We start from the raw sequence: 26,005 nt of genomic DNA, 5'->3' as shown, positions 1-26,005 counted from the left end.
AATTCCTCAGCGGGGTTCGGCTGTGCGCCCAGTGAAGCGCTGCAGCACACGGTAGATGGCGGTCAGTGCACGATCCACCAGCGGAGTCGCGCGTTCGGGAGTGACGATGCGGGCCAGACCCTTTTCCATTTCGCTGGCCAGCAGGGTCAGCGGTTTGATCGCGACGCGCTGGCCGCTGTTGTCGACGAACATATAGTTGTGCGTGGTTGGGCTGAACCAGGAAAGTTTGAGCACGCGACTCTTGTCGCCTTCGACGAATTCGAACCAGGTGCCGAACTCGACGTTGGCCAGTTCCTTGGCCAGCGCCTGAGCTCGGCTCGAGAGTTTGGTGCGTGGTGGCGCCTGGCGCGCCAGGTCGGCATCTTCGCCGAGCATGGCGCCGAGCGGGCTCTCCGGCAGCGTCGGTTTGAGCTGCGCCGCCAACTGTGGTTGCTTGGCCTGCACAGCGTGCTGGCAGGCCACCAGGTCCTGCAGCAGGCGGCGGATGCCGTCTTCGTGGTAGCCACCGAGCAATTCCAGACCCTTGCGCAGGTCGCTGAGCATGGGCACGCGCATTTCCTGCAGGCGCTGCTTGTCGTCGTCGCCGAGCGGCGTACCACTCCACGCCAGTTGCTCGGCAACCTCGCAGGAGCGCCGCCATTCCGCGCTCTGCTCCCCATGGCGCAGCAAGACGAAGACCAGCACATCGGCCCAGGTCAGCTCCAGGAAGTTGCGGATGATCGCTGGCAGGTCGCGCTGCTCGACGCATTGCCGAACCACTTCCAGCGCCTGTTCGCGCGCACCTAGCAGGCGGTCGCGGCCCTTGGCGGCCTCGACGGCGCGACGTTCGCGCAGCTCGACCTTGTGGCGCAGGGTTTCGACGTATTCGTTGAATTCTTCGATCAGGCTGTCGAACAGCCCGAGGTCGCCGCTAAAGCCGTGGATCACCCGCTCGACCACCCACTGCATCTTGGCCAGCAGGCCGCGTTCGTCGCCCTCGCTGCCATACAGTACGCCGGCCTGGGCCATCGTATTGAGCAGGCGCCGCGCTGGATGGTGGTGCTGGGTGAACAGCGCCTTGTCCAGAAGCGCGATTTTCAGGTACGGCGTATGTAAGTGTGAGAGTGCAGTCTTGCAGGCGTCCGGCAGGTTCTCGTCGTCGAGGATGAAGTCGAACAGCATGCCGACCAGATCGATGACGTCGGCCTCCTGATCCGACACCTTGCTGTCGCCGGGCAAGCTGCTGTGCGCTTCTAGCTGCTGTTGCAGATCAGCCTTGAGGCCTTCGACGGCCTGTGGCTTGTGCAGGCGCTGAGCCAGCTCGTGGGCCGACTGCTGCTGCATACGGTTGAGTGCAGCGAGCAACTCATTGGCGCTATAGGTGCGGCTGGCTTCGCGTGGAGAGAAACTGACGATGCTCCGTGTACCGCCGAGCAATGGGGCATCCGGGTGACTGTGGCGATGCTCGTCGAGCAGGCTGGACAGGCCACTGAACAGCGCGCCTGGATCGCTCGGCGGCGGTGCACTGAGGTCGAGATCGAATAGCGCTGGCTCTGGGGCCGAGGCTGCAGTGCCTGGCCTGCTCGTTGCTTGCGGTTTGCTCGCCGGGGTTTCTACCTTGGGCGATTCGGGGCGACTGAGGCTCGGGTTGACCTGCGCGCTGTACTTGAGATTGGGCAGCACGCCTGCGTCGATCAGGCGTTGGTTGAGCGCGCCATAGAGCGAATCCAGGCTCTGCATCACATGGCGATCGAAGAGCATGTAGAGGATGGTCTTGATCTGCAGCGGAAACGGGCAGGGCGCCAGCGCATCGCGAAATGCCTGGGCAATGGCCTGCGGACCGAAGGGGTTGCTGTCCTCGCCGATTTTCTGGCCGTTGTTGAGCAACGCCAGGCGCTGCTCCAAGGCAAACAGCGGCTGAGTGCAGCGCGCCTTGACCCGGCTGACCATGTTGGTGACCTGCAGGGTCTCTTCGTAATCTTCGTTCTGTACCAGCGCTAACTGTTCCGGGTCCATCGGGGCGGCGATCTGGTTCTGCAGTTTGCCGTCGAGGAAATCGGAGAAGTTGCTGGCGATCGTCTGGTGGTAGCTGCGCTCGATCTGCGGACGCTGGCGGCGGATTTCGCGCATGTTGTCGAAGAACAGCGTCTGCACCTTGTTGTTTTCGGCCTTCTCGGCGCATTCGAACAGGGTGTCATCGACCTGGCCGAAAACGCCGCTGAGGTGCTCTGCCAAGCGGTTCATCACCAATTTGCGACAGGTTTGCACCAGGTCGCTGAAGCGCGGCTGGATGCCGCGGCTGGCGAGGCTGACCACCTTGGGATGAACGGGGGGCTTGTCCTGGGTGCTCATGGACTGTCCTGGCTGGCGTCGTCGGCTGGCGCGTCCTGCGTCGTGCCGCAGTTCGATGAAACATATAGTAGTCCATGCTCGCGCTGCAAAGCATTGTCGTAAAAGCAGTTTGCAGGGGTTGACAGGGAAATTTTGCTACGTAAAATGGCGCGCCTCTGAAGCGGTAAAGCGAAAGCCAAAGCGCAACAGAGCTGGAAGACCGAAGTTCCGCGATAGCTCAGTCGGTAGAGCAAATGACTGTTAATCATTGGGTCCCTGGTTCGAGTCCAGGTCGCGGAGCCAACTTCCTATCGGGGTATAGCGCAGTCCGGTAGCGCGCTTGCTTTGGGAGCAAGATGTCGGGAGTTCGAATCCCCCTACCCCGACCATTTTTGGGTCGTTAGCTCAGTTGGTAGAGCAGTTGGCTTTTAACCAATTGGTCGTAGGTTCGAATCCTACACGACCCACCACTACAACGAACAAGCCCGCCTAGTGCGGGCTTTTTCGTTTCTGCGTTTCAGATTTCCATCTGAGTGCCCAGCTCGATCACCCGGTTCAGTGGCAGATTGAAGAAGCGCAGGCTGCTGTTGGCATTTTTCAACATGAACGAGAACAGCAGCTCTCGCCAGCGGGCCATGCCGAAGCGGCGGGTCGAGACCACCGTTTCCCGGCTGATGAAGTAGGTGGTGTGCATCGGCTCGAAGCTCAGCCCCGGCACATGACAGTGGCTGAGCGCCAACGGCACATCAGGGCGCTCGCTGAAGCCGAAATGCAGCACTACGCGGTAGAAGCCTTCGGCATGTTCTTCAACCTGTGCGCGCTTGCTCGAGGCAACGCGCGGGCTGTCCTCGCTGACCACTGTCAGCAGTACCACTTTCTCGTGCAGTACCTGATTGTGCAGCAGGTTATGCAGCAGTGCGTGCGGCACGCTGTCGGTGCGCGCAGTCAGAAACACCGCGGTGCCTTTTACCCGATGCGGGGGCTGGCGGGCGATGCTATCGCTGAATACCTCGAGTGGCAGGGCGTTTTCGCCCAGACGCTCGAAGACAATCTCCTTGCCGCGCTTCCAGGTGGTCATCAGCACGAACAGGACGATACCGGCGACCAGCGGGAAGGCGCCGCCGGCCAGTACCTTGGGCAGGTTGGCGATGAAGAACAGACTGTCGACAAGCAGGAAGCCAGCGAGTATCGGCAGCGATAGCCACTTAGGCAGGTTCCACAACAGCAGCATCACGGCAGCGGCCAGCAGCGTGGTGATCAGCATGGTACCGGTCACGGCCACGCCATAGGCAGAAGCGAGGGCACTGGATGAGCCGAAACCGAGCACCAGCAGCACGACGCCGATCATCAGCATCCAGTTCACCGTGCCGATGTAGATCTGCCCCTGTTCGGTCTCCGATGTGTGCTGGATGAACATGCGCGGGATGTAGCCCAGCTGGATGGCCTGGTGGGTCAGCGAGAATGCGCCGGAGATCACGGCCTGGGAGGCGATCACCGTGGCCAGGGTGGACAGTGCCACCATCGGCAGCAGCGCCCAGTTCGGTGTCAGCAGGAAGAACGGGTTGTGCGCAGCGGCCGGGTTGGCGAGGATCAGCGCACCCTGGCCCATGTAGTTGAGCAGCAGGCCGGGGAGCACCAGAAAGAACCAGGCGCGGGCGATGGGTTTGCGGCCGAAGTGACCCATGTCGGCATACAGCGCCTCGGCGCCCGTCAGTGCCAGCACCACGGCACCGAGGATGGCCACGCCGATGCCGGGGTGGACGATGAAGAAGTGGATGCACCAGTACGGGTTCAGCGCCTTGAGCACCTCCGGATACTGGCTGATGCCATGGATACCCAGTATGGCGAGCACGCTGAACCACAGCAGCATGATCGGGCCGAAGAGGATGCCAAGACGCGCCGTGCCGTGTTTCTGAATCAGAAACAGGCTGACGAGTATCACCAGCGCCAGTGGTACGACCCAGCGTTCGATACCATCGAAGGCGACCTGCAGGCCTTCGACCGCCGACAGCACCGAGATTGCCGGGGTGATCATGCTGTCGCCAAAGAACAGCGCTGCACCGAACAGGCCGATCAACAGCAGCACCTTGCGCAGGCGTGGGTAGTTGCGTGCGGCGCGTTGTGCCAGCGAGGTGAGGGCCATGACACCGCCTTCGCCGTCGTTGTCCGCACGCAGAATGAACAGCACGTACTTGATCGAGACCACCCAGATCAACGACCAGATGATCAGCGAGAGGATGCCCAGTACGCCCTCATGGTTGGGCGCTACGCCGTAATTGAAAACTTCCTTCAGGGTGTACAGCGGGCTGGTGCCGATGTCGCCGTAGACCACGCCAGTGGCGGCGATGAGCAATGCAAGAGCTGAGGGTTTGGCGGCAGGCGTTTTGCTTGGGTGCATCTGCGATGCTCCGTTGCAGGCGGATTCTGGAATGGGGGCGTCAGGTGGCTGTCGAGCCTGTGGCTCGGCTCAAGGCGGGGCGTTGCTGGGTCATTGCGTATTCATGCGCGATGCCTCGAATGGGCAGGTGTTGGCGAGCAGGACGCCCGCCAGCGACTGGGGCGTCCGTGCCCCAGTATAGACAGCTTCAGTGCAGCTTGAGGCGTGGCTCGGTGCTGCGCCCGATGCGGTCGCTGAGCATCAGTAGCAGGGTGCGCGGCACGCCATACAGGGCCATCTGGTGCATGCGGTAGAGCGACACGTAGAACACCCGCGCCAGCCAGCCTTCGAGCATCACGCTGCCGGTCAGGTTGCCCATCAGGTTGCCGACTGCCGAGAAGCTCGACAGTGAGATCAGCGAGCCGTAGTCGCGATAGCGGTATTCCGGCAGCGGTTGGCCCGCGATCTTCAAGCGTAGCGACTTGGCCAGCAACGATGCTTGCTGGTGTGCGGCTTGGGCACGCGGTGGTACGTTGCGGCCTTCATCGCCCGGCTGTGGACAGGCAGCGCAGTCGCCGAAGGCGAAGACATCGTCATCGAGCGTCGTTTGCAGGGTCGGGCGCACCTGCAACTGATTGATGCGGTTGCTCTCCAGGCCGTCGAGATCCTTGAGAAAATCGGGGGCACGGATACCGGCAGCCCAGACTTTCAGGCTCGCCGGGATGAAGTTGCCGTCGGCGGTTTTCAGGCCTTCGGCAGTCACTTCGCTGACGGCGGCGCCGGTCAGTACAGTGACGCCGAGTTTCTCCAGGGTCTGGTGCACCGGACGCGCGATGCGTTCGGGCAGGGCTGGCAGTACACGAGGCCCCGCCTCGATCAGGGTGATACGCATGTCTTCGGGGCGAATGCGATTGAGGCCATAGGCAGCCAGCTGTTTGGCGGCGTGGTGCAGTTCGGCGGCCAGTTCGACGCCCGTGGCGCCGGCGCCGACGATGGCGATGTCGATCCTCGAGCCGTCTTCACTCTCGCTGGCATGTGCGCGCAGGTAGTGGCTGAGCATGCGCCGGTGGAAGCGTTCGGCCTGCGCACGGGTGTCGAGGAAAATGCAGTGCTCGGCGGCGCCAGGGGTGCCGAAGTCATTGGTGGTGCTGCCGACGGCGATTACCAGGCTGTCATAGCTGATACTGCGCTCAGGCATCAGCACCTGGCCATCGTCATCCAGCGTGGGGGCCAGGGTGATGCTCTTGCCAGCGCGGTCGAGACCGGACATGCGCCCGAGCTGGAACTCGAAATGATTCCACTTGGCCTGGGCCACGTAGTTCAGTTCGTCTTCCGAGGAGTTCAGCGAGCCGGCGGCCACTTCGTGCAGCAGGGGTTTCCAGATGTGGGTGAGGTTGGCGTCGACCAGGATGATTCGGGCTGCGCCACTCTTGCCCAGTTTTCTACCAAGGCGGGTGGCCAGCTCCAAACCGCCGGCGCCGCCGCCGACAATCACGATGCGATGGGACATGGATAGTGCTCACAAGGCTTTGAAAAAGGCGGTGTGAGTGCGAGAGGGCGAGCGCGAGGCAGCTCATAGCACCAGTCGACTCAGAAAACGGCTCAGCAGACCCAGGCCGATGACAATGACCAGCACCACGGTGAGCAGGCGCCAGACGCGAAACGGCTGCCGTTCGACCTGATGCTGCGGTGCGCTCAGGTAGTGGTCGACTTTCTGCTGGTCTTCGGGGCTCAGGCGGCTGGTCATGGGCGGGCCTCTGCTTGAATGCGGCTATTCTAGGCGTGCCCGCCAGCCTTGGCGAGCGTCGTTGTCCTGCGGGTCAGATATCGTTTCGAGGGTTTCCACACTTACGGCGTCCTCCAGGCGGATGATGCCGCCCTCTATCACGCGGGCGGTGATACCGCCATGGCCGCGCATGGCCTGGAAGGTACCGCGCCCGAGGCGCTCCTCCAGGCGGGCGCAGGGCTGGCACCAGCCGGTGGTTTCCAGTATGGCCTGGCCAATACGAAAGCGGCGGCCCTTGAGGCTGAACAGGTTGATGCCGGCGACCGCGATATTGCGGCGCAGCTCGCTTGGCTCCATCGGCGTATCGCGGCCAAGCAGACCTGCGACGACGGCCAGGTGCTCCCATTGAATCAGGGTGACCTGCCGCGCATTGCGTGGCCCTGGGCGGCTGTGATCACCCGTCAGGCCGGCTTCACGCCGAGCTTCCACGGCTTCGACTTCGAGCATGGCCTCACGCGCCTTGGGGCGCACACCTATCCAGCGTACCTGGCCGACCTGCGGCACATCGGCCAGCAATTCCTGCAATGGGCTCATAGGCCGATACCAATATCGAACAACAGGCTGCGCCCGAGGTTCTGCCGCAGAAAGTCCGGCGCGTCCGGGTGGGCGAACAGTACGCGGGCGAAGCGCGGACCAACCAGCGACAGTGAGCGCCAGCCCTGGCGCAGATATTCGGTGGGTGGCGGGAAGTGGCTGTTGCAGTCGAGCACGGCGCGTTTGAGGCTGACGAAGGCGACCAGGTCAAGCTCGCCCAGATCGATGCCGCGTTCGCGATAATTGTGCGCCTTCTTGCGCAAGGTCGGCGCCAGGCGTGCCTGCATCTCACTGGCAGGAATACGCTTGGGGCGTGCCTCGCGGCGCACCAGCTGGCTCAGGGAAAAGGCGCTGCGGCGCCGCTCCAGTTCCGCGCGCCACTCGTCATTGAGACGGCGACCTTCGTCGAGCACGAAGAACACTTCGAAATTGGCGTCGCGAAACAGCACGTCGGGCGGCTCCTGGCCGCTGGGCGTGAAATCGTCGTGATGGTGGCGCACATTCAGCGCTTGCAGCAGGCGCTGGCAAACCCAGCGTTCGCGCTCCCATTTCTTCGCGTTGGAGAGGAAGGCATTGGCCTGTTCGGCCTGGTGCGTGAGTAGGCGCAGATAATCGGAATCGTCCATGTCCAGAGCTTAGCTGTAGCGCAGGCTGGCATGCTAGCGCTTACCGTGTGATGAGCCGGGTAATCGCTTGAAGGCTGCGAGTGCGGGGGGCTGTATGAAGACAGCCGTCATTCCCGAGTGGTGGCACAGCGGCTCCATCGCCGAACAGCGCTTGTGCTGGCCCGAAGGGGAATCATTGGCGGTAGCACCGAGCAGCTGGACCCCGCTTGCACGGGGGGTAATCCGCTAAGGAAGCTCTGGAAATAACTCCACACCGTCACTCCCGCGAAGGCGGGAGCCCAGGTGCTGCCGTCCCGCCTGCGCGGGAATGACGACTATTTCAGTCCACCCCTAAGCTATCCAGGCGCTCTGGATTTAGGCCAGTAGGGCTCAATGCATTCGCTAGGTACTTCAGGGGTAAACCGCTTCGTCACTCCGGCGCAGGTTGTGACGCCTGCGAGGAATGCATCGAAAACCTCAGCAGTGAACATCTTGCCCGTTCTTGCTCGATTGCTCAGGCAGAGCAAGTGCCGGTGTAGACTGCCTGGTACGGCGAAAAATGAAGGAGAGGGTGTGCGCACATGATCGCTTCCAACCTGCTGGCATTTTCTACCCTGTTCGGTGGCTGGCTGATCTATGGGCTGGCGCTGCTCTGGGCGGTGGCGCGGGCGCCCTGGGTCGAGTTGTTCAGCGATCTGCGCCGCCAGCATCTGCTGTTCGGCACCATGCTCGCACTGTTCCTACTGTGGCTGGTGCGCCGCGATTTCGACTCCGGGCTTTCCTATCATTTCATCGGCATGACTGCCGTAACCCTGCTGCTCGACTGGCCTCTGGCCGTGCTTGCAGGCCTGGCCGCACAGCTTGGCCTGCTGGCTATCGGCCGCATGGACCTGGCTTCGCTTGGCGTCAACGGGGTGCTGCTGGTGCTGATACCTGTGCTGGTCACCGAGCTGTGCGCGATCCGCGTAGAGCGTGCACAGCCGCGTAACCTGTTCGTCTATATCTTCTTCTGCGGATTCTTCCCGGCGGCATTGGCTACGCTGATGACCCTGCTCGGCGGTCTCGCCCTGTTATGGATGGACGGTCTGTTCCCCATGCCGCCCTGGCTGGACGACTTCGCCGGCTACCTGTGGTTGGTGGCGTTCCCCGAGGCGTTTATCAACGGCACCATCGTCACGGCGCTGGTGGTGTTCTATCCGGACTGGCTGGAAACCTTCAACCGCAGCCGTTACCTGCAAGCGCCCTGGAAGGAGGGTGACCGCGGCGAGTGAATGACCTTGTATTGGCCGATTGAATGCCGTCGAGCGGATTGATCCCCGTCAATATCCGAAGCGGTCCTGCCGCCATGCTGTGAAAAACCTATCCGAGGGACTCGAACATGAGTGTTCACAGCTGGGCGAGAGACGTTGTTCAGGATGGTCTGCATGACGCCGAAGTGCAGGGCTACGAGCCGGTGGTGGCATTGCGTGCGCTGCTGTCGGAGGTCGTGCGGCAGAGCAAGGCGCTGCGTGAACCCCAGGAACTGGCGCACGAACTGCAGTTTCTCGCCGACAACCTCGACGATGAGCGTGACTACGCTTTCATGCGCCCCTGAGCGCTCTGTGTGGGTATGAGTAGGGTGCGCCGTGCGCACCGCCTGTGAGCGCGTACGATGCTGATGGTTTTCCGTAGCTCACCCAGACGCTTACTGTAGGAGCGGCTTTAGCCGCGATTGTTCGTCAATGAGGCTGGGTTGGCAGGTCGCCACTGAATACATCGTCTTCCAGATCATTGCCGGGAATTGCATGCTCTCCGGAGGCCCAGGCGCCCAGATCGATCAGCTTGCAGCGCTCGCAGCAGAACGGACGATAGGTATTTTCGGCTTTCCACTCAACGGGCGCGCCGCAAGTCGGGCATTGAACGGTAGTGGTCATGGCTGGCCTCCACGCAGGGTCAGATAGAAGTTGTGCAGGCGTTCGACCTCCGCGTCCAGCCACGCCATATCGCGATCATTGACCAGAACGTCGTGGGCATGGCGCAGCCGCTCTTCGCGGCTGGCCTGCGCCTGCATGATGGCGCGAACCTGCTCTTCCGAGCTCTGGTCACGCACGATGGTGCGTTGGACCTGCAGTTCTGCAGGGGTGTCGACGACCAACACTCGCTGGGTCATTTGCCGCTGGCCAGACTCGACCAGCAGCGGTGAGACGAGAATGGCGTAAGGCGACTCGGCACGCGCAAGGACCTGAACGATCTCCTGGCCGATCAGCGGATGCAGCAGGCTTTCCAGCCAGCGGCGCTGCTCGGGGTCGGCAAAGATCAGTTTGCGCAGTGCCGTTCGATCCAGTTCGCCATTGGCTTGCAGTACGCCCTCACCGAAGTGTTCGACGATTTTTGCCAGCGCCGGACGGCCTGGCTCGACCACCCAGCGCGCCGCATGGTCAGCATCGACCACATGCACGCCGCGCTCGATAAAACCTTGCGCCACCGCGCTCTTACCGCTGCCAATGCCGCCAGTCAGGCCGAGTATCCAGGGTTTCATAACGCCAATGCAGCCTCGTTATTGCTCAAGGCCGCGATTGTAGGGGGGATTGCTGGATGATGCGAACCGCGTGTCCCGCGATCCGTCATCCCCGCGAAGGCGGGGATACAGTCTGCGGTATGGATTCCCGTCCGATCAGGAGCGCTTCGGGGACAGGCTCTTCGCGAGAGTGACGAGGTTAGCTGGGGCAGTTCAAAACCCAGCGAATTTCAGATAGCTACCGGTAATCACATCGCCCCAGAGCAAGGCGATCCAGCCGGCAATCGCCAGATAAGGGCCGAAGGGAATCGGCGTGCCGGAATCACTGCCACGCATGCGCAGCATGATTACTCCCAGCACCGCCCCGACCAGCGACGACAGCAGAATGGTCAGCGGCAGAATCTGCCAGCCACCCCATGCACCGAGCATGGCCAGCAACTTGAAGTCGCCATAACCCATGCCTTCCTTGCCAGTGATCAGCTTGAACAGCCAGTACACCGACCACAGGCTCAGGTAACCGGCAATTGCACCCCACAGCGCGTCTTCCAGGCTGGTGAACAACCCGTAGTAATTGACGATCAACCCCAGCCACAACAGCGGCAGCACCAGCACGTCCGGCAGAATCTGGTGATCGGCATCGATCAGACTCATCGCCAGCAGCCCCCAGGCCAGCACCAGCATCGCCCCGGTCTGCCAAGTGAAACCGAAATGCCAGGCGACGTAAGCGGAAAGCAGCCCACAGGCCAGTTCGACGATGGGGTAACGCTTGCTGATCGGCGTCTTGCAGTTCGAGCACTTACCGCGCAGGAATAGGTAGCTAATGACTGGGATGTTCTCCCAGGGGCGAATCTCATGGCCGCAACTGGGGCAGCTGGAGTTAGGGAGAATCAGATTGAAGGTTTCTGATTGAGGCGCCGCTGGGAGCTCCAGCACCTCACGCGCCTGGCTTTGCCAGTCGCGTTGGAGCATTTTTGGAAGGCGGTAGATCACAACGTTTAGGAAGCTACCGACTAGTAGTCCTAGCAGCAGCACGCAGAAAACGAAGGCCAACGCGTTGCTGGCCAGAAAGTCTATCAGGTACATGAGTGTTAACCGCCGACCACATTCCCCAGTTGGAAGATAGGCAGGTACATGGCAATCACCAAGCCACCAACCACGACGCCCAGTACGGCCATGATCATCGGTTCCATCAGGCTACTGAGGTTGTCGACCATGTGATCAACCTCGTCTTCATAAAAGGTGGCGACCTTAGCCAGCATTTCATCCAGAGCGCCGGACTCTTCGCCGATTGCGGTCATCTGCACGGCCATAGTCGGGAACACGTTGGTCGAGCGCATAGAGAAGTTGAGTTGAGTACCGCTGGAAACGTCGTTCTTGATCTGGCCCACCGCATTGCGGAATTTCACGTTACCGGTCGCCCCAGCCACTGAGTCCAGCGCGTCGACCAGTGGCACGCCAGCGGCGAAAGTAGTCGAGAGCGTACGTGCAAAGCGGGCCACCGAGGACTTGTACAGAATTTCGCCAACGATTGGCACCTTGAGCAGCAGGCGATCCTTGCTATCACGGAACTTCTCAGAACGCAGGTTGGCCTCTTTCAACACGTAGCCTAAAGCAAAGATACCGAGCAGTGCATACACCCACCATTCACGCAGGACCACTGAGAGGCCAACGACCATCTGTGTGAACGCCGGTAGCTCGGCGCCGAAGCCGGAGAATACACTCTCGAAGGCCGGCACCACCTTGATCAGCAGAATCGCCGAGACAACGATTGCCACGACTACCACCGCGGTCGGGTATGTCATCGCCTTCTTGATTTTGGCCTTGAGTGCTTCGGTCTTTTCCTTGTAGGTTGCCACGCGGTCGAGCAAAGTTTCCAAGGCACCGGACTGCTCCCCGGAATCGACAAGATTGCAGTACAGGTCGTCGAAGTACTTGGGTTGTTTGCGCAGGGCCGAAGCAAAGCTGTTACCCGCAGCCACCTCCTGCTTGAGGTCCTCCACCAGTTTGCGCATGTTGGGGTTATCGAAGCCTTCGGCAATGATGTCAAAGCTCTGCAGCAATGGCACGCCGGCTTTCATCATGGTCGCCATCTGCCGTGTAAACAGAGCGATATCCAGCGGTTTTATCTTTTTACCCTTGCTCAGGGCGAAGCTGGATTTCTGGCGGACCTTAGTTGGGTTGATCCCCTGTTTGCGCAGTTGTGCTTTGACCAGTGCGGGGTTCTGCCCGCTGAGCTCCCCTTTGATCTTGCTGCCTTTACGGTCGGTGCCTTCCCAGACGAATGTGCTGGTTTTTAGTGCTTTCGTCGCCATGGGTTAATCCTTGGTCACGCGGTTGATTTCCTCCAGGCTCGTCACGCCTTGCATGGCTTTGAGCAGGCCGGAGGCACGCAAATCATTAAAGCCATCTTTGCGCATTTGTGCTGCGATATCGATGGAGTTGCCTTCCTCCATGATAATCCGCTGCAGGTTGGGCGTGTTTTTAACCACTTCATAAATACCGACACGACCTTTGTAGCCATTTTTGCAATTTTCGCAGCCTACAGGGCCGTAGAGCTTGAAGCTGCCGATCTTGTCTTCAGGGAAGCCCTCGGCCAGCAAGGTGTCGCGCGGTACGTCCACTTCCTTCTTGCAGCTGCTGCATAGCTTGCGTGCCAGGCGCTGGGCAATGATCAGGTTGACCGAAGTGGCAATATTGAATGACGGCACGCCCATATTGCGCAGGCGGGTCAGGGTTTCCGCAGCACTATTGGTGTGCAGGGTGGACATCACCATATGCCCGGTCTGCGCTGCTTTTACCGCGATTGAGGCGGTATCCAGGTCGCGGATCTCGCCGACCATGATGATGTCCGGGTCCTGGCGCAGGAAGGCGCGTAGCGCCGCGGTAAAGTCCATGCCCTGCTTGGGGTTGACGTTGACCTGGTTGATGCCCTCCAGATTGATCTCCACCGGATCTTCAGCGGTGGAGATATTCACATCGGGGGTGTTGAGGATATTCAGGCCGGTATAGAGCGACACCGTTTTGCCTGAACCGGTGGGGCCGGTTACCAAAATCATGCCTTGCGGTTGCTTAAGGGCTGCCATATACAGGTCTTTCTGGCTTTCCTCGTACCCTAGAGCGTCGATGCCCATTTGCGCGCTTGTAGGGTCGAGAATCCGCATCACGATCTTCTCGCCCCATAGTGTGGGCAGGGTGTTGACGCGGAAATCAATGGCCTTGGTCTTGGAGATTTTCATCTTGATCCGGCCATCCTGCGGCTTGCGCCTTTCGGAAATATCCAGTGCGGCCATTACCTTGAGGCGGGCGGAAATCCTCGGCGCCAACTGAATCGGCGGTCGCGCCGTTTCGTGAAGGATGCCGTCGGTTCGAAAGCGTACCCGGTAAGCCTTTTCGTAGGGCTCGAAGTGCAGGTCGGAGGAACCCAGGCGAATAGCATCCAATAGCATCTTGTTGACGAAACGCACCACGGGTGCATCATCGGCGTCTCCGCCACTGGACGCATCGTTCTTGTCGTCGTCGACTGCCTCCACATCGAGGCCATCCAAATCGACATCACCTAGGTCTTCCATGCCGCTGGTGGCACTGTCGAAGAATTTTTCGATGGCCTCGCCTAGCTTGTCGTCTTCGACCAGCACCGCTTCGGTATTGAGGCCCGTGCTGAATTGAATATCGGTAATGGATTGATGGTTGCTAGGGTCGGACACACCGATAAACAGCTTGTTGCCACGGCGCCATAGCGGTAAAGCGCGATGCTGGCGTACCAGCTTTTCACTGATCAGGTCTTTGGGCTGCCCTTCCTTGTCAATGGCAGAAAGATCGATGAAGGCTACACCAAACTGCTCGGAGGCCAATTCTGCCAAGTCGCGACTTTTTACCAGTTTGTTCTGCACCAGGTAGGTTACCAGTGGCAGCTGGTTGCGTTTGGCCTGGGTTTGCGCCTGCTGGGCGCTCTTCTCATCCAGCAACTGCGCCGCGACAATCTGTCTGGCCAGGCCTGAAAGGGAAACCGCATCGTTCATGGTGTACCTCTTGCGCGAATGCCTGCCTTATAGCGCACATGGCATAGGCTGCCAAATGCTTGTCAGGCATGTGACGAAAAATGTCAGCTTGTGCTGTTGGGTGGAGGGGCTGTCGGAGGCGAGCATGAGAGAAGCGTTGATTTCAGCGCTTTGGAAGTTGGCACGGGTTCTGCTAAACCCTGATCAGGTCCCAGTACCTGATATCAACTTAGGAGAACTTCAATGAAAGCTCAAAAAGGTTTTACCCTGATCGAACTGATGATCGTGGTTGCGATTATCGGTATTCTGGCTGCTATCGCTCTGCCTGCTTATCAGAACTATACTCAGCGCTCCGCTGACAACGCTTGTCTAGGTGAAGCCAAAGCCTATGCTAACGTAGCGCTAGCCTCTCTGCTTGATCCAAATGGACCTGATGTACCTACCCCTGCTAACGTTGCATGTGCCGGTATTACAGCGCCGACGGCTATTACTGATGACATTTCTTCCACTGCGAATGGTGGTAGTGGCGCTACCATTACCTGTGATCTAGAGAACGGCGCAACTTGTTCCGTATCCTCTTAATTCTACTAGATTTATAGTATCGAAGCCCTGGCCTGTGCTGGGGCTTTCTTTTATGTGGGAAAAGGCGGGTTTATATCTGATGTTGAGTAGTTGGCCTGCTGCGTGGCGCAATGCGTTGCTGATTTTTTGTTTTTGTATCTTTCCCAATTTGGTGTTTTTTGTTTGTGCAAAATGGTTGGGGATAGATCGGCCTGCGATTAATTTGGACTACGCTTTTGTGGTGGTTTTATTTGCGTTGAGTTTTAGGTTGTTGGCGGGTTTTTTTCTGTTTCTATTTTTGATAATTGATGTGTTAAGTTTGTTGGGGCAGGTAATGCCTTTTGTCAGAATATTTGATGTCCTGTACTTGCTGAAATTTTCTCTTCTGGCATCAGGGCTTCATGTGTTGCTGATTTTGTCGATTATAATCTCAGTGTCGATTATTTGGTTGCTTGTTTTTCTGGCGGGAAAGCGCGCTTCAATCATGTTCGCTCTTTGCGTTTTTAATGCGCTTATTTTGCTGAAGTTGATTGGGGGGGAGGTTGTTACAAAGGATAAAGTACGGCTTCATAGATTGTCAGGCTATTCCTTTGTTGACAGTCAGTCGCTGTTGTTTTGGCGAAGCAGGGGAGCACTCTTTTTTTCCGTGTTTTCGGGTGGCTCTGCTGGTTTGAAACCTCTGAGTACGGCTGGGGCCTCGGCTCCGTTATGGGAATCTTTGAATACAGGTAATTTGGCGAGGCGCATTTTGCTTGTGGTGGTCGAGTCTTGGGGCGCGACGAAAGACAGGCGTATTCAGGACGCCATCCTGTCTCCGCTTTACCGGGCAAGAATGGAATCACTCGAGTTCGGTGAAGTGAGGCAAAGCGGATATACCTTAGCCGGCGAGTTGCGAGAACTGTGCCGTATGTATCCGGAAAGCTACAACTTGCTCCAGGTAACGGAGGGGTTTGATAGTTGTTTGCCGAATCAGTTGGGGCGCATGGGCTATGAAACGCTGGCAATGCATGGCGCGGCCAGTGTCATGTACGACCGACATAATTGGTATCCCAAGGCTGGTTTCTCACATAGCATTTTTTTTGAAAATCGGATTTGGCCAGCTCGCTGCTATTCGTTTCCGGGTGCTTGTGACTTGGATATGCTGAAAGAGGTAAAAACGTTCTTTTCAAAAAATGGTTCGTTATTTTTCTATTGGCTTACATTAAATACTCATGCACCTTATGATTTGCGTGATCTTAGGTATGATGTATTTGACTGCTCGCGTTTTGATATTGCTGAGGCCTCTGAGTCCTGTCGAAATTTTAAATTGCAGGCGCAGTTCTTTGATGGGGTTGCAAAACTGCTGTCCTCGTCCAAGATGAAGGGTGTGGAATTTGTTATCGTCGGTGATCATGCGCCCGTGCATTTGGACGTTGGCGAAAAACATGCCGTCTTTTATGAAGGTGTCGTTCCATTTGTGAGGGGGAAAACCTTAAGTGAATGATGTTTGCTTTCAGTTGGTGGGTACTTTGGTTCTTGATGATATTGTTTTGGGCGGGGTAACAGGGCTTCGCAGCCCACGCTATGAAACTGGATGAGGCATGGTTATCGTTCATGTTCGCGTGAGTTGGTCTGTTGGTCCGCCTGCATATGATGCGAGAGATTTGGGGCGTGGTATGAGGATTCGCTCTCCTTGTGGTGGATTTGTCTAGCTGAGATGCCAAAAAGCTTTCAGCAGAAGTTGCGCCGAAAGGTGGCTCGGTCTGATTAGTGAATAAGTTGACGTTGATAATGTCACTCTCTATCTTTCATTATTTTTTGCTTTAAGGGTGTGTGGGTTTCACGTGTTAGTGTTGGATTGAGACTGCTTCTTAGTTAAAGTGGTGAATAAGATGAAAAAAGATTTAAGTAGAGGATTCACCCTGATTGAACTGATGGTCGTCGTGGCGATTGTCGGTATCCTGGCTGCGATAGCCTTGCCTGCGTACCAGCGTTATGTGGCTTCTTCTGCCGAGAATGCCTGCCTTGCGGAAGCAAAAGTCTATGCAGGTGCGGTATTGATTGAGCTCGCCCAGCAAGGCGCTATTCCCGCACCAATCGCCCAGGCTTGTGAGGAGATAGACTTCGCTGTTGATTTGAACACAGATATTACTGCCCGCCCTCGATCGCCAGGAACACGAGGCGTCACTTGTACTTTATTGTCTGGCGCTACTTGTGATTTGGATTAACCCCGTAAGGCGGATCAACTCCGTAGGATGGATTAGCGAAGCGTAATCCGTCGTTCACCGCGAACCACGATATCCGTTGCAACACTGAACGCCCCGGCCTTGCGCGGGGAGTTTTGCTCCCTGGAATTTTGTGGTGTGCGGCTTTCGTTCGGCGCATTACGCCTGCGACTAATGTGCCCTACGGGTTACCTGATGTTGCCGGGTCTTGAGCTATTCCGTGGCCGTCTAGGCTTGACCTTTTGGTGTTTCTGGAGGGGCAAGGATGCCGAACTATCGCCGTGCTTTCGTGCCGGGGGCGAGCTGGTTCTTTACCGTGAATCTGCTGCAACGCCGGCGCAATGATCTGTTGCTGCGGCATGTCGAGCTGTTGCGTGATGCAGTGCGGCGCGTGCATCGCGATTATCCGTTCACTATCGATGCGTGGATGGTGCTGTCCGAATACATGCATTGCGTATGGACGTTGCCGCCAAACTGCAGTATCTGGCGGGCCTTGTTGTGCAATGTATTTCGTTGTTTGGCGGCTGTAAGCGTCATCGCCCCGGGACGGGGGCTCCTACAGTGGTCAGTGGTTCACAGTGCCAACCGCATCGACAAGTCCACTGCTTTCACATCCTTGGTCAACGTCCCTAGCGAGATGTAATCAACGCCGGTTTCCGCTATAACGCGCAACGTGCTGTCGTTGATCCCGCCCGAAGCTTCGAGCTTGGCGCGGCCGGCGGTGAGTCTTACGGCTTCGCGCATATCCTCTAGTGACAGTTCGTCGAGCATGACGATATCTGCCCCAGCTTCCAGCGCTTCGCGCAGTTCTTCCAGGCTTTCCACTTCCACTTCCACCGGCTTGCCGGGGGCGATCTGCTGGGCGGCGGAAATTGCTTGGGCGATGCCGCCGCATGCAGCGATATGGTTTTCCTTGATCAGGAAGGCGTCGAACAGACCGATGCGGTGGTTGTGGCAGCCGCCGCAGGTCACGGCGTATTTCTGCGCCAGGCGCAGACCGGGCAGGGTCTTGCGGGTGTCCAACAGTTTGACCTGTGTGCCTTCGACCAGGTCGGCGTAATAACGGCAGCGGGTGGCGACGGCAGACAAGGTCTGCAGGAAGTTCAGTGCACTGCGTTCGCCGCTGAGCAGCGCACGGGCCGGGCCTTCTAGGCGGAACAGGGTCTGGTCGGCGCTAACCTTGTCGCCATCCTGCACTTGCCAGTGCACCGCGACGCGCGGGTCGAGCTGACGAAAGACCGCATCGACCCAGGCGGTGCCGCAAATCACTGCCTCTTCACGGGTAATCACGCGGGCGCTGGCCAGGCGTTCAGCCGGAATCAGCTGGGCGGTGATGTCGCCGCTGCCGATGTCTTCGGCCAGGGCACGGCGGACATTGGCTTCGATTTCGCTGCTGAGGTCGGCGAGGGTCAGGTTGGGCATGGTCGGCTCCGGTGTAGGCGAGCGGCGATTATAGAGGCAGGCGGTTGCAGGGCAATGCTCCATCGCGGCGCCGGGGCTTTTGTCGTTCTGCAGAATTGATGAGGCACTTTTATAAGTGGCCGCAGCTCTTAATCACGGGAGCGGATCCCGTGGCCCGACCATCGGTGCAGCGCCGAAGGCCTGCCAGGGTTAGGCTGTGGAGGTGCGACTGTCGTGTATTGGCTACCGTCTGGAGATGGCGTGTGGCTATCTGTGATGTGGATCATGTCTGTGGGAAAAATTGGCTTGGTATGGCGCGCAGCCTCCCTATAATGCCTTTACATTTTTCATTATTGACGCCAGGCCTTTGACGTTACGGACGACGCTCGGTTGACGCTGTGCAGACCAGGAAGCCCGGGTTCGGGCAGTCTGCGGGAGACTAGAATGAAGACCGACGCGAACGTGGTGCACCTGAACAAGGCCACCGCAGAGCAATCGCCAACTTCGCCGGTAGGAAGACTGCCCGTGGCGCTGATTCAGGTGCGTGACAAAGCGGCGCAACAGCTCAAGCAGAACCTGCAGAGCCTGTTCGATAACGCCGACGATACCCTCTTCGAGATGGCAGATCGGGCGACCAGCAATGCCGAGCAGAATGCTTTCTTCGAGGCCATGCGCGACCTGCGTCTGAAGCGCAAGAATATCGAGCGTGGCTTCCTGCAGAAGGTGTTCGAGTCCTTCGCCAACCTCAATCAGTATGAAATTGGCAAGCCTCAGCCTGCTCTGGATGCCGTGTCGTTCGATAGCCTGAGCCTGGTGCAGAACGACGAGTTGGAAGAAACAGTGGCGCTGGACGCCATGGTGGCCAAGGTGTTGAGCCGTGATGCGGTCGCGTTGGGCCATCTCACCACGCGCCTCAATGCGCTGATCAGCAAGAAGCTCGATGACAAGAGCAACCCGCTCGGCCCGACCTTGCTCAGCGAATACTTTCTCGACGCCTGTAGTGGTCTGGGCGTGGAGATCAAGGTCAAGCTGATCATCCTCAAATTGTTCGAAAAATACGTGCTGGGCGGCTGTGATGTTCTCTACGCCGAGGCCAATCAGGCGTTGATCAGCGCAGGCATACTGCCTGAGCTGAAGTCCGCACAGCCGCGCCGCCAGCAGCGCCCTGCAACGTCCTCTTATGCCCACAGCGCCGGTGAGGAAGGCATGCCCTTGCTTGAGGGTGCCGATCAAGGCGTGCAGGAAGTATTCGGCGCCTTGCAGGATCTGTTGTCACAAGTGCGCGGTAGCGCGATGCCGCGCCGTGCCCAGGTCAGCGATGCGCTGCCGATCACCAGTAATGATCTGATGCGCCTGCTGTCGCATATGCAGCAGCGTGCTCCGGCACAGGTCAACATCGAAGATTTCGACCTTCGCGAGCAACTCGAACAACTGCTCGAGCGTGCCAGTAGCAAGAGCGGCAAGACGCGGGTGGTGGGTGAGGTCGATGAGGATGTGATCAATCTGGTGTCGATGCTGTTCGAGTTCATTCTCGATGATCGCACGTTGCCGGATTCGCTCAAGGCACTGATCGGCCGCCTGCAGATCCCCATGCTCAAGGTCGCCGTGCTGGACAAGACCTTCTTCAGCCGTGGCAGCCATCCGGCACGCCGCCTGCTCAATGAAATTGCTTCTGCGGCATTGGGCTGGGTCGATCAAGACGATGCGCAGCGCGACAGCCTGTATCAGAAGATCGAGCAGGTGGTTCAGCGTTTGCTCAACGATTTCGTCGATGATCCGGCGATCTTCTCCGAGCTGCTGGCCGAGTTCATGGCGTTCACCGGCGACGAGCGCCGTCGTAGCGAATTGCTCGAACAACGCACCCGCGATGCCGAAGAAGGCAGCGCCAAGGCCGAGTTAGCTCGCCGCCAGGTCGAACATGCATTGAACGAGCGTCTGCTGGGCAAGACTCTGCCGGAGGTGGTGGTGCGTCTGCTGCAGGAAGCCTGGAGCAAGGTGCTGATGCTCACTTGCCTCAAGCATGGCGTGGACTCGGACGAGTGGCATGCTGCGCTGCAGACGATGGATGATCTGGTCTGGAGCGTCGCGCCACATGAAGATCCCGAAGCGCGTCTGCGCTTGCTGGAGCTGGTGCCTGGCTTGCTCAAGGCGCTGCGTGAAGGCATGGCCAGTGCGGCCTTCGATCCTTTCTCCACCAGCGAATTCTTCAGTCAGCTGGAAGTGCTGCATGTGCAGGCCTTCCAGCGCTTCAAGCGCGTTGCACCGGAACCTGAGGTGGCGCCACAGGAGTCCGAGGCGACGAGCGACGCTGCTCAAGCCGACATCGAGCTGCCGCTGCTGGAGCTGCCGGCTGCCGAGGCGGTGGAAGACGCGCCGGCCATGGTCGAGGTGGTCGAGGAAATCATTCTTCTGGCGCCCGGGCAGACTCGGCCTCAGGAGCCCGATGTAGTGTTGCCGGACGATGACGAGGCGCTGCAGTACGTAGATAGCCTGCGCGTCGGCAGCTGGGTCGAGTTTCAGGAGGACGAAGAACACAAACTGCGCTGCAAGCTGGCGGCGATCATCAAGCCGACTGGCAAGTACGTGTTCGTCAATCGCACCGGCATGAAGGTGCTGGAGAAAACGCGTAACGCCCTGGCCGTGGAGTTCCGTCGCAACGCCATTCGCCTGCTCGACGATGCCTTGTTGTTCGATCGTGCGCTGGAGTCGGTAATCGGTAACCTGCGCAAACTGAAGAACGCCTGATTTACGTCTGAGAGCAGCTCTGCTGCTATCTGTAGGAGTCGGTTTGCTGGCGATAGTCCTCGTCAGGCGAGCGGATGATCGCCAGCAAGCTGGATCCTACAAACTCACCGTTCTGCGTTTCCCGCTCTTTGTTTTAGCCTGAGATTTCCCCTCTTGCACATCCTGTTGCGGCCTCGCTCTTGGCCGCTGTAGCCACCTGCTCTAGAGTGGGGGCTCGTTCAGGAGCATTCCATGCAGCTCGACCCCTCAACCGGCTGGTTTCAGGGCATTCATCACTGTCCTTCGCCGAATTTCAATGCTCGCCCCAGTGGCGAGATCTCCCTGCTGGTGGTGCACAACATCAGTCTGCCGCCTGGGCAGTTCGGCACTGGCAAGGTGCAGGCGTTCTTTCAGAATCAGCTGCCCACGCATGAACATCCTTTCTTTGTCGAGATTGCATCCCTGCAGGTTTCCGCGCATTTCTTCATCGAGCGTGATGGCCGGCCCACGCAGTTCGTCTCCTGTCTGGATCGTGCCTGGCACGCTGGCGTGTCCTGGTTCGACGGGCGTGACAACTGTAATGATTTTTCGCTAGGTGTGGAGCTGGAAGGAACGGATGACCTGCCGTATACCGATGCTCAGTACGCCCGCTTGGCAGAACTGACGCGGCAACTGCTGGACGCCTACCCGGCGTTATCGACGCAGCGTATCCGTGGCCACTGCGATATTGCGCCAGGGCGCAAGACCGACCCGGGGCCAGCGTTCGACTGGTCGCGCCTGCATGCCGAATTGAAGGAGAGGTAGCAATGAGTTTTCTGGTGATTCTGCTGGTGCTGTGGGTCGAGAAATTTTCCGCATGGCGCCTGCGCATCCAGCAAGACGGCCCTTGGCTGGCGCAATTGCAGCGCTTGCAAAAAAGTGGCCTGCAGCAAGCCCCCTGGTTGTGCCTGGCGCTTCTGGTGCTGCTGCCGGTGTTGCTGCTCGGCCTGGTGTTGTTGATCCTCAAGCCGCTGGCTTACGGCTGGCTGGCCTTGCCCGTGCACCTGCTGGTACTGATCTACAGCCTGGGGCGTGGTGACCTGCTCGCGGCGCTGGGGCCGTTTCGTGATGCCTGGCGGCGCGGTGATGGTCAGGCGGCCTACCATGTGGCCGAACGTGACCTGGCGTTGACGCCGGAGGAGGGCGCCGAGCTGCTCCAGCAGGTTCAGGGGCATTTGCTGTGGCAGGCTTACCAGAGCTTCTTTGCGGTGATCTTCTGGTACCTGCTGCTGGGGCCCATGGCTGCGCTGGCTTATCGCTTGCTGGCATTGAGCGCGGAGCATGCGGAGCAGCCAGCTCTACGTGAGCGAGCCGTGCAACTACGGCATGCCTTCGATTGGCTGCCCGCGCGGGTGCTGGCTTCGAGTTTCGCCCTGGTCGGCAACTTCGTCGCCGTCAGCCGCGCCTTGTTGCATGAGCTGCTGAGCTGGGACATTTCCGCCGCGCAATTGGTGGTCAAGGCCGGGCGTGCGGCCGGCGAAATGCCGCCGCCGGTGATGGGCGAAGAGGGTGTCGATACCCTGGATCAACTGTGGCAACTGCTGATACGTGCTGCCGTGGTCTGGTACGCCGGTTACGCGGTTTGGGTGCTGTTCATCTAGAGCCCGTATCCAGGCGGCGCCATGCAGGCTGTGTGCAGCCTGCTGTAACGCAGCGTGGCGGACTGTGCCCGCCCTGCGTCCTTCTATCATTGCTATGGCGAACTACGCTTACCTTTCAAGGAGGGCGACTAGCGCTGCGCGTGTTTAACCTTAAGTTACAAAGGCGCCTGTCGATAAGGGGTATAAGGAGGCGGTAGCCGAGCCTGTTTAGTGATTATCGTCACATTTACTGCCTGTATTGACCGCGTCGATCCACGCGCAACAGGTCGGGCTGCGCAGGACGCCGTTGTCAGCCCGTAACAGGCGCGGCGGCCGTTCAAGTGATACCAATAACAATAATGGCAACTGGAGACGTCTAGTGAAGACCGTGTTGTATCCGGCCATCGCGCTGATGAATCGCCTCAGCTTCGGTATGAAGTTCAGCCTGATCAGCGTTCTATTCTTCCTGCCCATGCTCGTCACCAACTTCTACCTGGTGCGCGATTCCTATCGACAGTTCGTTGGCACCCAGACTGCCCTGGAGAGCCTCGAGTTGCTGGGTAGTAGCTTGCAGCTGCGCCGCGACCTGGAGAGCCTCAACGATCTGGTGCAGATCAACTCGATGATCGGTCAGTCCGGTCAGGCGGGGGATCTGGAGGGGCGCATCGACCAGTTGGAGCAGTCGCTGAGCGCCGGTCTGCAAGGTCTCGATCCGGTGACCTACGATGCCGAGCAGAGTGCCGAATTCGTCGCCAAACGCGACGAACTGCTGGCCGATCTGAAGAGCGCCGAGGCCGAGACGTCGTTGCAAAGCAAGGCGGTGATCGTCGAGAAGCTGCTCGGCTCTTCCCAGGTGTTCATCAAACTGGTGGCCAGCCAGGCCGGCCTCAGCCAGGATCCGCAGCGTCAGGTGCGGCAGATCACCGAGTTGATCACCAATGTCACCCCGCAGATTACCGAGACCCTGAGCCAGGGCCGCGCTATTGGTGCTTATTCCCTGGGACAGGGCTTCCTCAATTCTTCAGCCAGCACCAAGTTCGATGAGCTGTTGCTGCTGCTGGAGAAACTCCATGCCGAATATGGCCTGAACCTGCAGGAAGCGCTGGCCGGCAACGTCGCTGCTCAGAACGGCTTGGGCAGTCTCGCCGAGGCCAGTCGGCAGACGCTCAAGGACAGCGCCGTGCTGTTCGAGGATCAGGTGATCATCGCCGACAGCCTGGATACGCCTTGGGCGCAGTTCTACGATCAGGTCAGCCAGGAAATGGCCAAGACCTATGCGTTCAACGACGGCTTGCTGGCCTTCCTCGACAGTCAGTTGAGCGAGCGCCTGACCGAGAACCGCGCCCAGATGGTGTTGTTGGTGGTGGCGCTGGTGGTGGTGTTCCTGCTGATTGTCTACCTCTACAGCGGTTTCTATGTGTCTACTCGTTCGACCCTGAAGAACCTAGGCCAGGTGATGGACAAGGTGGCGGCGGGCGATATGACGGTCAACTTCCAGGCGCAGAGCCGTGATGAGCTGGGCGAGCTGGGCCAGGTATTCAACCAGACCGTGGTGCGCATCCATGACCTGATCGAGCGCGTCGGGCATACGGTGGGCGAAGTCGGCGGCCAGGCGGATCGTGTCGAACTGGTCTCGGGCGAGAGCAACCAGGCGGTGGCCAGCCAGCGTGCGCAGATCGAGCAGGTGGCGACCGCGATGAACCAGATGTCGGCAACGGCTCAGGAAGTGGCGCGCAGTGCCGCCGCGGCGGTAGGCAGTGCGCAGAGCGTGAATCAGGAGACGGTCACCGGGCGCGCGCTGGTCGAAGCGCAGGTCGGCGCGATTCAGCGTCTGGCCGGCGAGATCGATCAGTCGGTGGCGGTGATCAATCAGCTGGCCAGCGACAGTGCCGCCATCAGCCAGGTGCTGGATGTGATCAAGGGCATTGCCGAGCAGACCAACCTGCTGGCGCTCAATGCTGCCATCGAGGCGGCGCGTGCGGGCGAGCAGGGCCGTGGTTTTGCCGTTGTGGCCGACGAGGTGCGTAACCTGGCCAAGCGCACGCAGCAGTCCACCGAAGAAATCGAGACGATGATCGTCAAACTGCAGGGCGGCGTCGGTGCCGCGGTCAAGGCGATGAATGCCAGCCACCAGATGGCTGACGGCACGGTGAGCGAGTCGGCCAAGGTGCAGTCGGCCCTGGAGAACATCCTTGGCGCGGTGGGCATGATCGTCGATCAGAATCAGCAGATCGCGGCGGCTGCCGAGCAGCAGACAGCGGTGGCGCACGATATCGATCAGAACATCGTCGAGATCAACCACGCGGGTGAGCGCACCGCAGCCGGTGCCAGCCAGACCGAACAGGCCAGCCGCGAACTGAGCGAACTGGTTTCGCGTCTCAAGCAACTGATCAGCGCGTTCCGGGTTTGACTGCTCTGTGGAGGCGCTTCAGCAGCGATGCGTTTGTAGTCGTCGCGGCTGAAGCCCCTCCCACAGAGTCGACCTGACTTTAGTACCAGCCGAACACTTTATCCGCATTACGGCTGCTGGCCGCTGCCAGCTCCTCGGCCGTCATACCGCGTAGCGCCGCCAGCTCGGCACAGATTTCAGCCAGGTATTCCGGGCTGTTGCGCTGATTCGCGTACATGGCCGGCGCCATGTCAGGGGCGTCGGTTTCCAGCACGATGGCGTCCAGTGGCAGAGCTGCCACCACCTTGCGCAGCCGATTGGCCTGCGGCCAGGTGGCGGCGCCGCCAAGGCCGAGGCGAAAACCCAGCTTGATGTACTCGCGGGCTTCCTCATGGCTGCCGGCGAAGGCGTGGATGACGCCGCCGCGCGGCAGACGAAAGCGTTTGAGCGTGGCGATGGTCGCGGCATGCGCGCGGCGTACGTGCAGCAGCGCCGGCAGTTCGAAGTCGGCGGCCAGTTGTAGCTGCGCTTCGAACAGTGCCTGTTGGCGCTGGCGATCCAGATGCTCCAGGTAATAGTCCAGGCCGAACTCACCCACAGCGCACAGCTTGCGCTGCCCAGCCAGTTTGCCCAGCCAGTCGCGCAGCTCAAGTAAATGCTGCGGGCTGTGCTCGTCCAGATAGACCGGATGCAGGCCGAATGCGGCGTACAGGCCTTCGTTGTCCTCGACCAACTGCCACAGCCGCTGCCAGTTGGCCTGGTAGACGCCAAGCACCACCATGCGCTGTACCCCGAGCGCGCGGCTGCGCGCGAGCACTTCGTCGCGATCGGCGTCGAAATCGGGGAAATCGAGGTGGGTATGGGTGTCGATCAGGCGCATCGGTCAGCTCACGAGTGGGCGTTCAGAGTCGGCTATTTTTCCCTTTCCTGCCAGAGCAAGGGAGCGTTGGCGAATCTTTTCAGTCGTATGGACATGGACGAGTTTCACTCGGGCAGTGAA

Annotated in this window: 21 protein-coding genes, 3 tRNA genes and 2 pseudogenes; 13 read left to right on the top strand and 13 right to left on the bottom strand. The window is 59.4% G+C overall.

From position 1 onward, the window contains the following. Window positions 1-6: 6 nt before the first annotated feature. Window positions 7-2,331, bottom strand: a complete 2,325-nt coding sequence (locus BM059_RS01235; protein WP_074936171.1) for a DUF1631 domain-containing protein — start codon at window positions 2,329-2,331, stop codon at window positions 7-9. 206 nt (window positions 2,332-2,537) lie between these two features. On the opposite strand from BM059_RS01235, the gene BM059_RS01230 reads away from it, so the two are divergent. The 3 genes from BM059_RS01230 to BM059_RS01220 all read left to right on the top strand — a co-directional run bounded on the left by BM059_RS01230 (window position 2,538) and on the right by BM059_RS01220 (window position 2,780). Beyond that, a tRNA-Asn gene (locus tag BM059_RS01230) sits at window positions 2,538-2,613 on the top strand. Between the two features lie 9 nt (window positions 2,614-2,622). Beyond that, window positions 2,623-2,699, top strand: a tRNA-Pro gene (locus BM059_RS01225). Between the two features lie 5 nt (window positions 2,700-2,704). Further along, window positions 2,705-2,780: transfer RNA gene (locus BM059_RS01220), tRNA-Lys, on the top strand. 47 nt (window positions 2,781-2,827) lie between these two features. Here BM059_RS01220 and BM059_RS01215 read toward each other — a convergent pair. The 5 genes from BM059_RS01215 to BM059_RS01195 form a co-directional block, all read right to left on the bottom strand. Beyond that, window positions 2,828-4,708, bottom strand: a complete 1,881-nt coding sequence (locus tag BM059_RS01215; RefSeq protein ID WP_074936169.1) for a potassium transporter Kup — start codon at window positions 4,706-4,708, stop codon at window positions 2,828-2,830. A 187-nt stretch (window positions 4,709-4,895) separates the two neighbouring features. Then, a complete protein-coding gene (locus BM059_RS01210; protein WP_074936168.1) occupies window positions 4,896-6,197 on the bottom strand; it encodes an NAD(P)/FAD-dependent oxidoreductase in 1,302 nt (433 codons plus the stop codon). Between the two features lie 63 nt (window positions 6,198-6,260). Next, a complete protein-coding gene (locus BM059_RS01205; RefSeq protein WP_037000736.1) occupies window positions 6,261-6,434 on the bottom strand; it encodes a DUF3094 domain-containing protein in 174 nt (57 codons plus the stop codon). 24 nt (window positions 6,435-6,458) lie between these two features. After that, window positions 6,459-7,007 (bottom strand): MOSC domain-containing protein, encoded by a 549-nt coding sequence (locus tag BM059_RS01200; RefSeq protein WP_074936166.1) that lies wholly within the window; start codon window positions 7,005-7,007, stop codon window positions 6,459-6,461. Further along, complete coding sequence (locus BM059_RS01195) at window positions 7,004-7,633, bottom strand: DUF1780 domain-containing protein (protein ID WP_074936165.1); 630 nt, start codon at window positions 7,631-7,633, stop codon at window positions 7,004-7,006. Before BM059_RS01195 ends, BM059_RS01200 begins: the two co-directional genes overlap by 4 nt. 560 nt (window positions 7,634-8,193) lie before the next feature. Between BM059_RS01195 and BM059_RS01190 the strand changes: the two genes are divergently transcribed. Together BM059_RS01190 and BM059_RS01185 are read left to right on the top strand one after the other, a co-directional pair. Continuing rightward, window positions 8,194-8,883, top strand: a complete 690-nt coding sequence (locus BM059_RS01190; protein WP_074936163.1) for an energy-coupling factor ABC transporter permease — start codon at window positions 8,194-8,196, stop codon at window positions 8,881-8,883. A gap of 107 nt (window positions 8,884-8,990) precedes the next feature. Further along, on the top strand, window positions 8,991-9,206 hold the full coding sequence (locus BM059_RS01185; RefSeq protein WP_074936161.1) for a hypothetical protein: 216 nt from the start codon (window positions 8,991-8,993) through the stop codon (window positions 9,204-9,206). Between the two features lie 124 nt (window positions 9,207-9,330). Here BM059_RS01185 and yacG read toward each other — a convergent pair whose 3' ends face one another. The 5 genes from yacG to pilB all read right to left on the bottom strand — a co-directional run bounded on the left by yacG (window position 9,331) and on the right by pilB (window position 14,128). Then, window positions 9,331-9,525 carry a DNA gyrase inhibitor YacG gene (gene yacG, locus BM059_RS01180; RefSeq protein WP_037000730.1) on the bottom strand — a complete coding sequence of 65 codons (195 nt, stop codon included), beginning with the start codon at window positions 9,523-9,525 and terminating at the stop codon, window positions 9,331-9,333. After that, a complete protein-coding gene (gene coaE / locus BM059_RS01175; RefSeq protein WP_074936159.1) occupies window positions 9,522-10,130 on the bottom strand; it encodes a dephospho-CoA kinase in 609 nt (202 codons plus the stop codon). Before coaE ends, yacG begins: the two co-directional genes overlap by 4 nt. A gap of 192 nt (window positions 10,131-10,322) precedes the next feature. Next, the gene (locus BM059_RS01170) at window positions 10,323-11,192 is read right to left on the bottom strand and encodes a prepilin peptidase (RefSeq protein WP_139220693.1); all 870 of its coding nucleotides are present in this window, start codon (window positions 11,190-11,192) and stop codon (window positions 10,323-10,325) included. Window positions 11,193-11,197: 5 nt separating this feature from the next. Beyond that, on the bottom strand, window positions 11,198-12,421 hold the full coding sequence (locus BM059_RS01165; protein WP_074936158.1) for a type II secretion system F family protein: 1,224 nt from the start codon (window positions 12,419-12,421) through the stop codon (window positions 11,198-11,200). Between the two features lie 3 nt (window positions 12,422-12,424). Continuing rightward, window positions 12,425-14,128, bottom strand: coding sequence for a type IV-A pilus assembly ATPase PilB (gene pilB, locus BM059_RS01160; protein ID WP_074936156.1), 1,704 nt, complete (start codon window positions 14,126-14,128; stop codon window positions 12,425-12,427). Between the two features lie 222 nt (window positions 14,129-14,350). On the opposite strand from pilB, the pseudogene BM059_RS25570 reads away from it, so the two are divergent. From BM059_RS25570 to BM059_RS25560, 4 genes and pseudogenes are all read left to right on the top strand, one after another. After that, a pseudogene (locus tag BM059_RS25570) lies at window positions 14,351-14,453 on the top strand (prepilin-type N-terminal cleavage/methylation domain-containing protein); the annotation flags it as partial. A 288-nt stretch (window positions 14,454-14,741) separates the two neighbouring features. Further along, entirely contained in the window at window positions 14,742-16,151 is a 1,410-nt protein-coding gene (locus BM059_RS01150) for a sulfatase-like hydrolase/transferase (RefSeq protein WP_074936152.1), read from the top strand. Between the two features lie 388 nt (window positions 16,152-16,539). After that, on the top strand, window positions 16,540-16,875 hold the full coding sequence (locus BM059_RS25800; RefSeq protein WP_074936151.1) for a pilin: 336 nt from the start codon (window positions 16,540-16,542) through the stop codon (window positions 16,873-16,875). Window positions 16,876-17,137: 262 nt separating this feature from the next. Then, window positions 17,138-17,344: pseudogene (locus BM059_RS25560) on the top strand (REP-associated tyrosine transposase); the annotation flags it as partial. 101 nt (window positions 17,345-17,445) lie between these two features. On the opposite strand, the gene nadC reads toward BM059_RS25560, so the two are convergent. After that, a complete protein-coding gene (nadC, locus tag BM059_RS01135) occupies window positions 17,446-18,294 on the bottom strand; it encodes a carboxylating nicotinate-nucleotide diphosphorylase (RefSeq protein ID WP_074936149.1) in 849 nt (282 codons plus the stop codon). A 423-nt stretch (window positions 18,295-18,717) separates the two neighbouring features. Here nadC and BM059_RS01130 point away from each other — a divergent pair, with 423 nt between their 5' ends. From BM059_RS01130 to BM059_RS01115, 4 genes are all read left to right on the top strand, one after another. Beyond that, the gene (locus BM059_RS01130) at window positions 18,718-21,018 is read left to right on the top strand and encodes a DUF1631 domain-containing protein (RefSeq protein ID WP_074936147.1); all 2,301 of its coding nucleotides are present in this window, start codon (window positions 18,718-18,720) and stop codon (window positions 21,016-21,018) included. 231 nt (window positions 21,019-21,249) lie between these two features. Then, entirely contained in the window at window positions 21,250-21,801 is a 552-nt protein-coding gene (ampD, locus tag BM059_RS01125; protein WP_074936145.1) for a 1,6-anhydro-N-acetylmuramyl-L-alanine amidase AmpD, read from the top strand. A 2-nt stretch (window positions 21,802-21,803) separates the two neighbouring features. After that, window positions 21,804-22,637, top strand: coding sequence for a regulatory signaling modulator protein AmpE (gene ampE / locus BM059_RS01120; protein WP_074936143.1), 834 nt, complete (start codon window positions 21,804-21,806; stop codon window positions 22,635-22,637). Window positions 22,638-22,995: 358 nt separating this feature from the next. Beyond that, complete coding sequence (locus BM059_RS01115; RefSeq protein WP_037000711.1) at window positions 22,996-25,026, top strand: methyl-accepting chemotaxis protein; 2,031 nt, start codon at window positions 22,996-22,998, stop codon at window positions 25,024-25,026. A 79-nt stretch (window positions 25,027-25,105) separates the two neighbouring features. On the opposite strand, the gene BM059_RS01110 is transcribed toward BM059_RS01115, so the two are convergent. Then, window positions 25,106-25,885, bottom strand: a complete 780-nt coding sequence (locus BM059_RS01110; protein WP_074936142.1) for a TatD family hydrolase — start codon at window positions 25,883-25,885, stop codon at window positions 25,106-25,108. Between the last annotated feature and the right edge of the window lie 120 nt (window positions 25,886-26,005).

This window comes from Ectopseudomonas composti, from assembly GCF_900115475.1.
Lineage (GTDB): Bacteria > Pseudomonadota > Gammaproteobacteria > Pseudomonadales > Pseudomonadaceae > Aquipseudomonas > Aquipseudomonas composti.
The sequence above is the reverse complement of the archived record's forward strand: the minus strand, read 5'-3'. Positions and strand labels throughout refer to the sequence as shown.

What these genes read in the sequence shown, in the direction of transcription:
- BM059_RS01110 (WP_074936142.1), bottom strand. Translation starts at nt 25,885, where the DNA reads ATGCGCCTGATCGACACCCATACCCACCTCGATTTCCCCGATTTCGAC.
- ampD (WP_074936145.1), top strand. Translation starts at nt 21,250, where the DNA reads ATGCAGCTCGACCCCTCAACCGGCTGGTTTCAGGGCATTCATCACTGT.
- BM059_RS01190 (WP_074936163.1), top strand. Translation starts at nt 8,194, where the DNA reads ATGATCGCTTCCAACCTGCTGGCATTTTCTACCCTGTTCGGTGGCTGG.
- BM059_RS01165 (WP_074936158.1), bottom strand. Translation starts at nt 12,421, where the DNA reads ATGGCGACGAAAGCACTAAAAACCAGCACATTCGTCTGGGAAGGCACC.
- BM059_RS25800 (WP_074936151.1), top strand. Translation starts at nt 16,540, where the DNA reads ATGAAAAAAGATTTAAGTAGAGGATTCACCCTGATTGAACTGATGGTC.
- BM059_RS01150 (WP_074936152.1), top strand. Translation starts at nt 14,742, where the DNA reads ATGTGGGAAAAGGCGGGTTTATATCTGATGTTGAGTAGTTGGCCTGCT.
- yacG (WP_037000730.1), bottom strand. Translation starts at nt 9,525, where the DNA reads ATGACCACTACCGTTCAATGCCCGACTTGCGGCGCGCCCGTTGAGTGG.
- ampE (WP_074936143.1), top strand. Translation starts at nt 21,804, where the DNA reads ATGAGTTTTCTGGTGATTCTGCTGGTGCTGTGGGTCGAGAAATTTTCC.
- BM059_RS01130 (WP_074936147.1), top strand. Translation starts at nt 18,718, where the DNA reads ATGAAGACCGACGCGAACGTGGTGCACCTGAACAAGGCCACCGCAGAG.
- coaE (WP_074936159.1), bottom strand. Translation starts at nt 10,130, where the DNA reads ATGAAACCCTGGATACTCGGCCTGACTGGCGGCATTGGCAGCGGTAAG.
- BM059_RS01170 (WP_139220693.1), bottom strand. Translation starts at nt 11,192, where the DNA reads ATGTACCTGATAGACTTTCTGGCCAGCAACGCGTTGGCCTTCGTTTTC.
- BM059_RS01205 (WP_037000736.1), bottom strand. Translation starts at nt 6,434, where the DNA reads ATGACCAGCCGCCTGAGCCCCGAAGACCAGCAGAAAGTCGACCACTAC.
- BM059_RS01235 (WP_074936171.1), bottom strand. Translation starts at nt 2,331, where the DNA reads ATGAGCACCCAGGACAAGCCCCCCGTTCATCCCAAGGTGGTCAGCCTC.
- BM059_RS01215 (WP_074936169.1), bottom strand. Translation starts at nt 4,708, where the DNA reads ATGCACCCAAGCAAAACGCCTGCCGCCAAACCCTCAGCTCTTGCATTG.
- BM059_RS01200 (WP_074936166.1), bottom strand. Translation starts at nt 7,007, where the DNA reads ATGAGCCCATTGCAGGAATTGCTGGCCGATGTGCCGCAGGTCGGCCAG.
- pilB (WP_074936156.1), bottom strand. Translation starts at nt 14,128, where the DNA reads ATGAACGATGCGGTTTCCCTTTCAGGCCTGGCCAGACAGATTGTCGCG.
- nadC (WP_074936149.1), bottom strand. Translation starts at nt 18,294, where the DNA reads ATGCCCAACCTGACCCTCGCCGACCTCAGCAGCGAAATCGAAGCCAAT.
- BM059_RS01185 (WP_074936161.1), top strand. Translation starts at nt 8,991, where the DNA reads ATGAGTGTTCACAGCTGGGCGAGAGACGTTGTTCAGGATGGTCTGCAT.
- BM059_RS01210 (WP_074936168.1), bottom strand. Translation starts at nt 6,197, where the DNA reads ATGTCCCATCGCATCGTGATTGTCGGCGGCGGCGCCGGCGGTTTGGAG.
- BM059_RS01195 (WP_074936165.1), bottom strand. Translation starts at nt 7,633, where the DNA reads ATGGACGATTCCGATTATCTGCGCCTACTCACGCACCAGGCCGAACAG.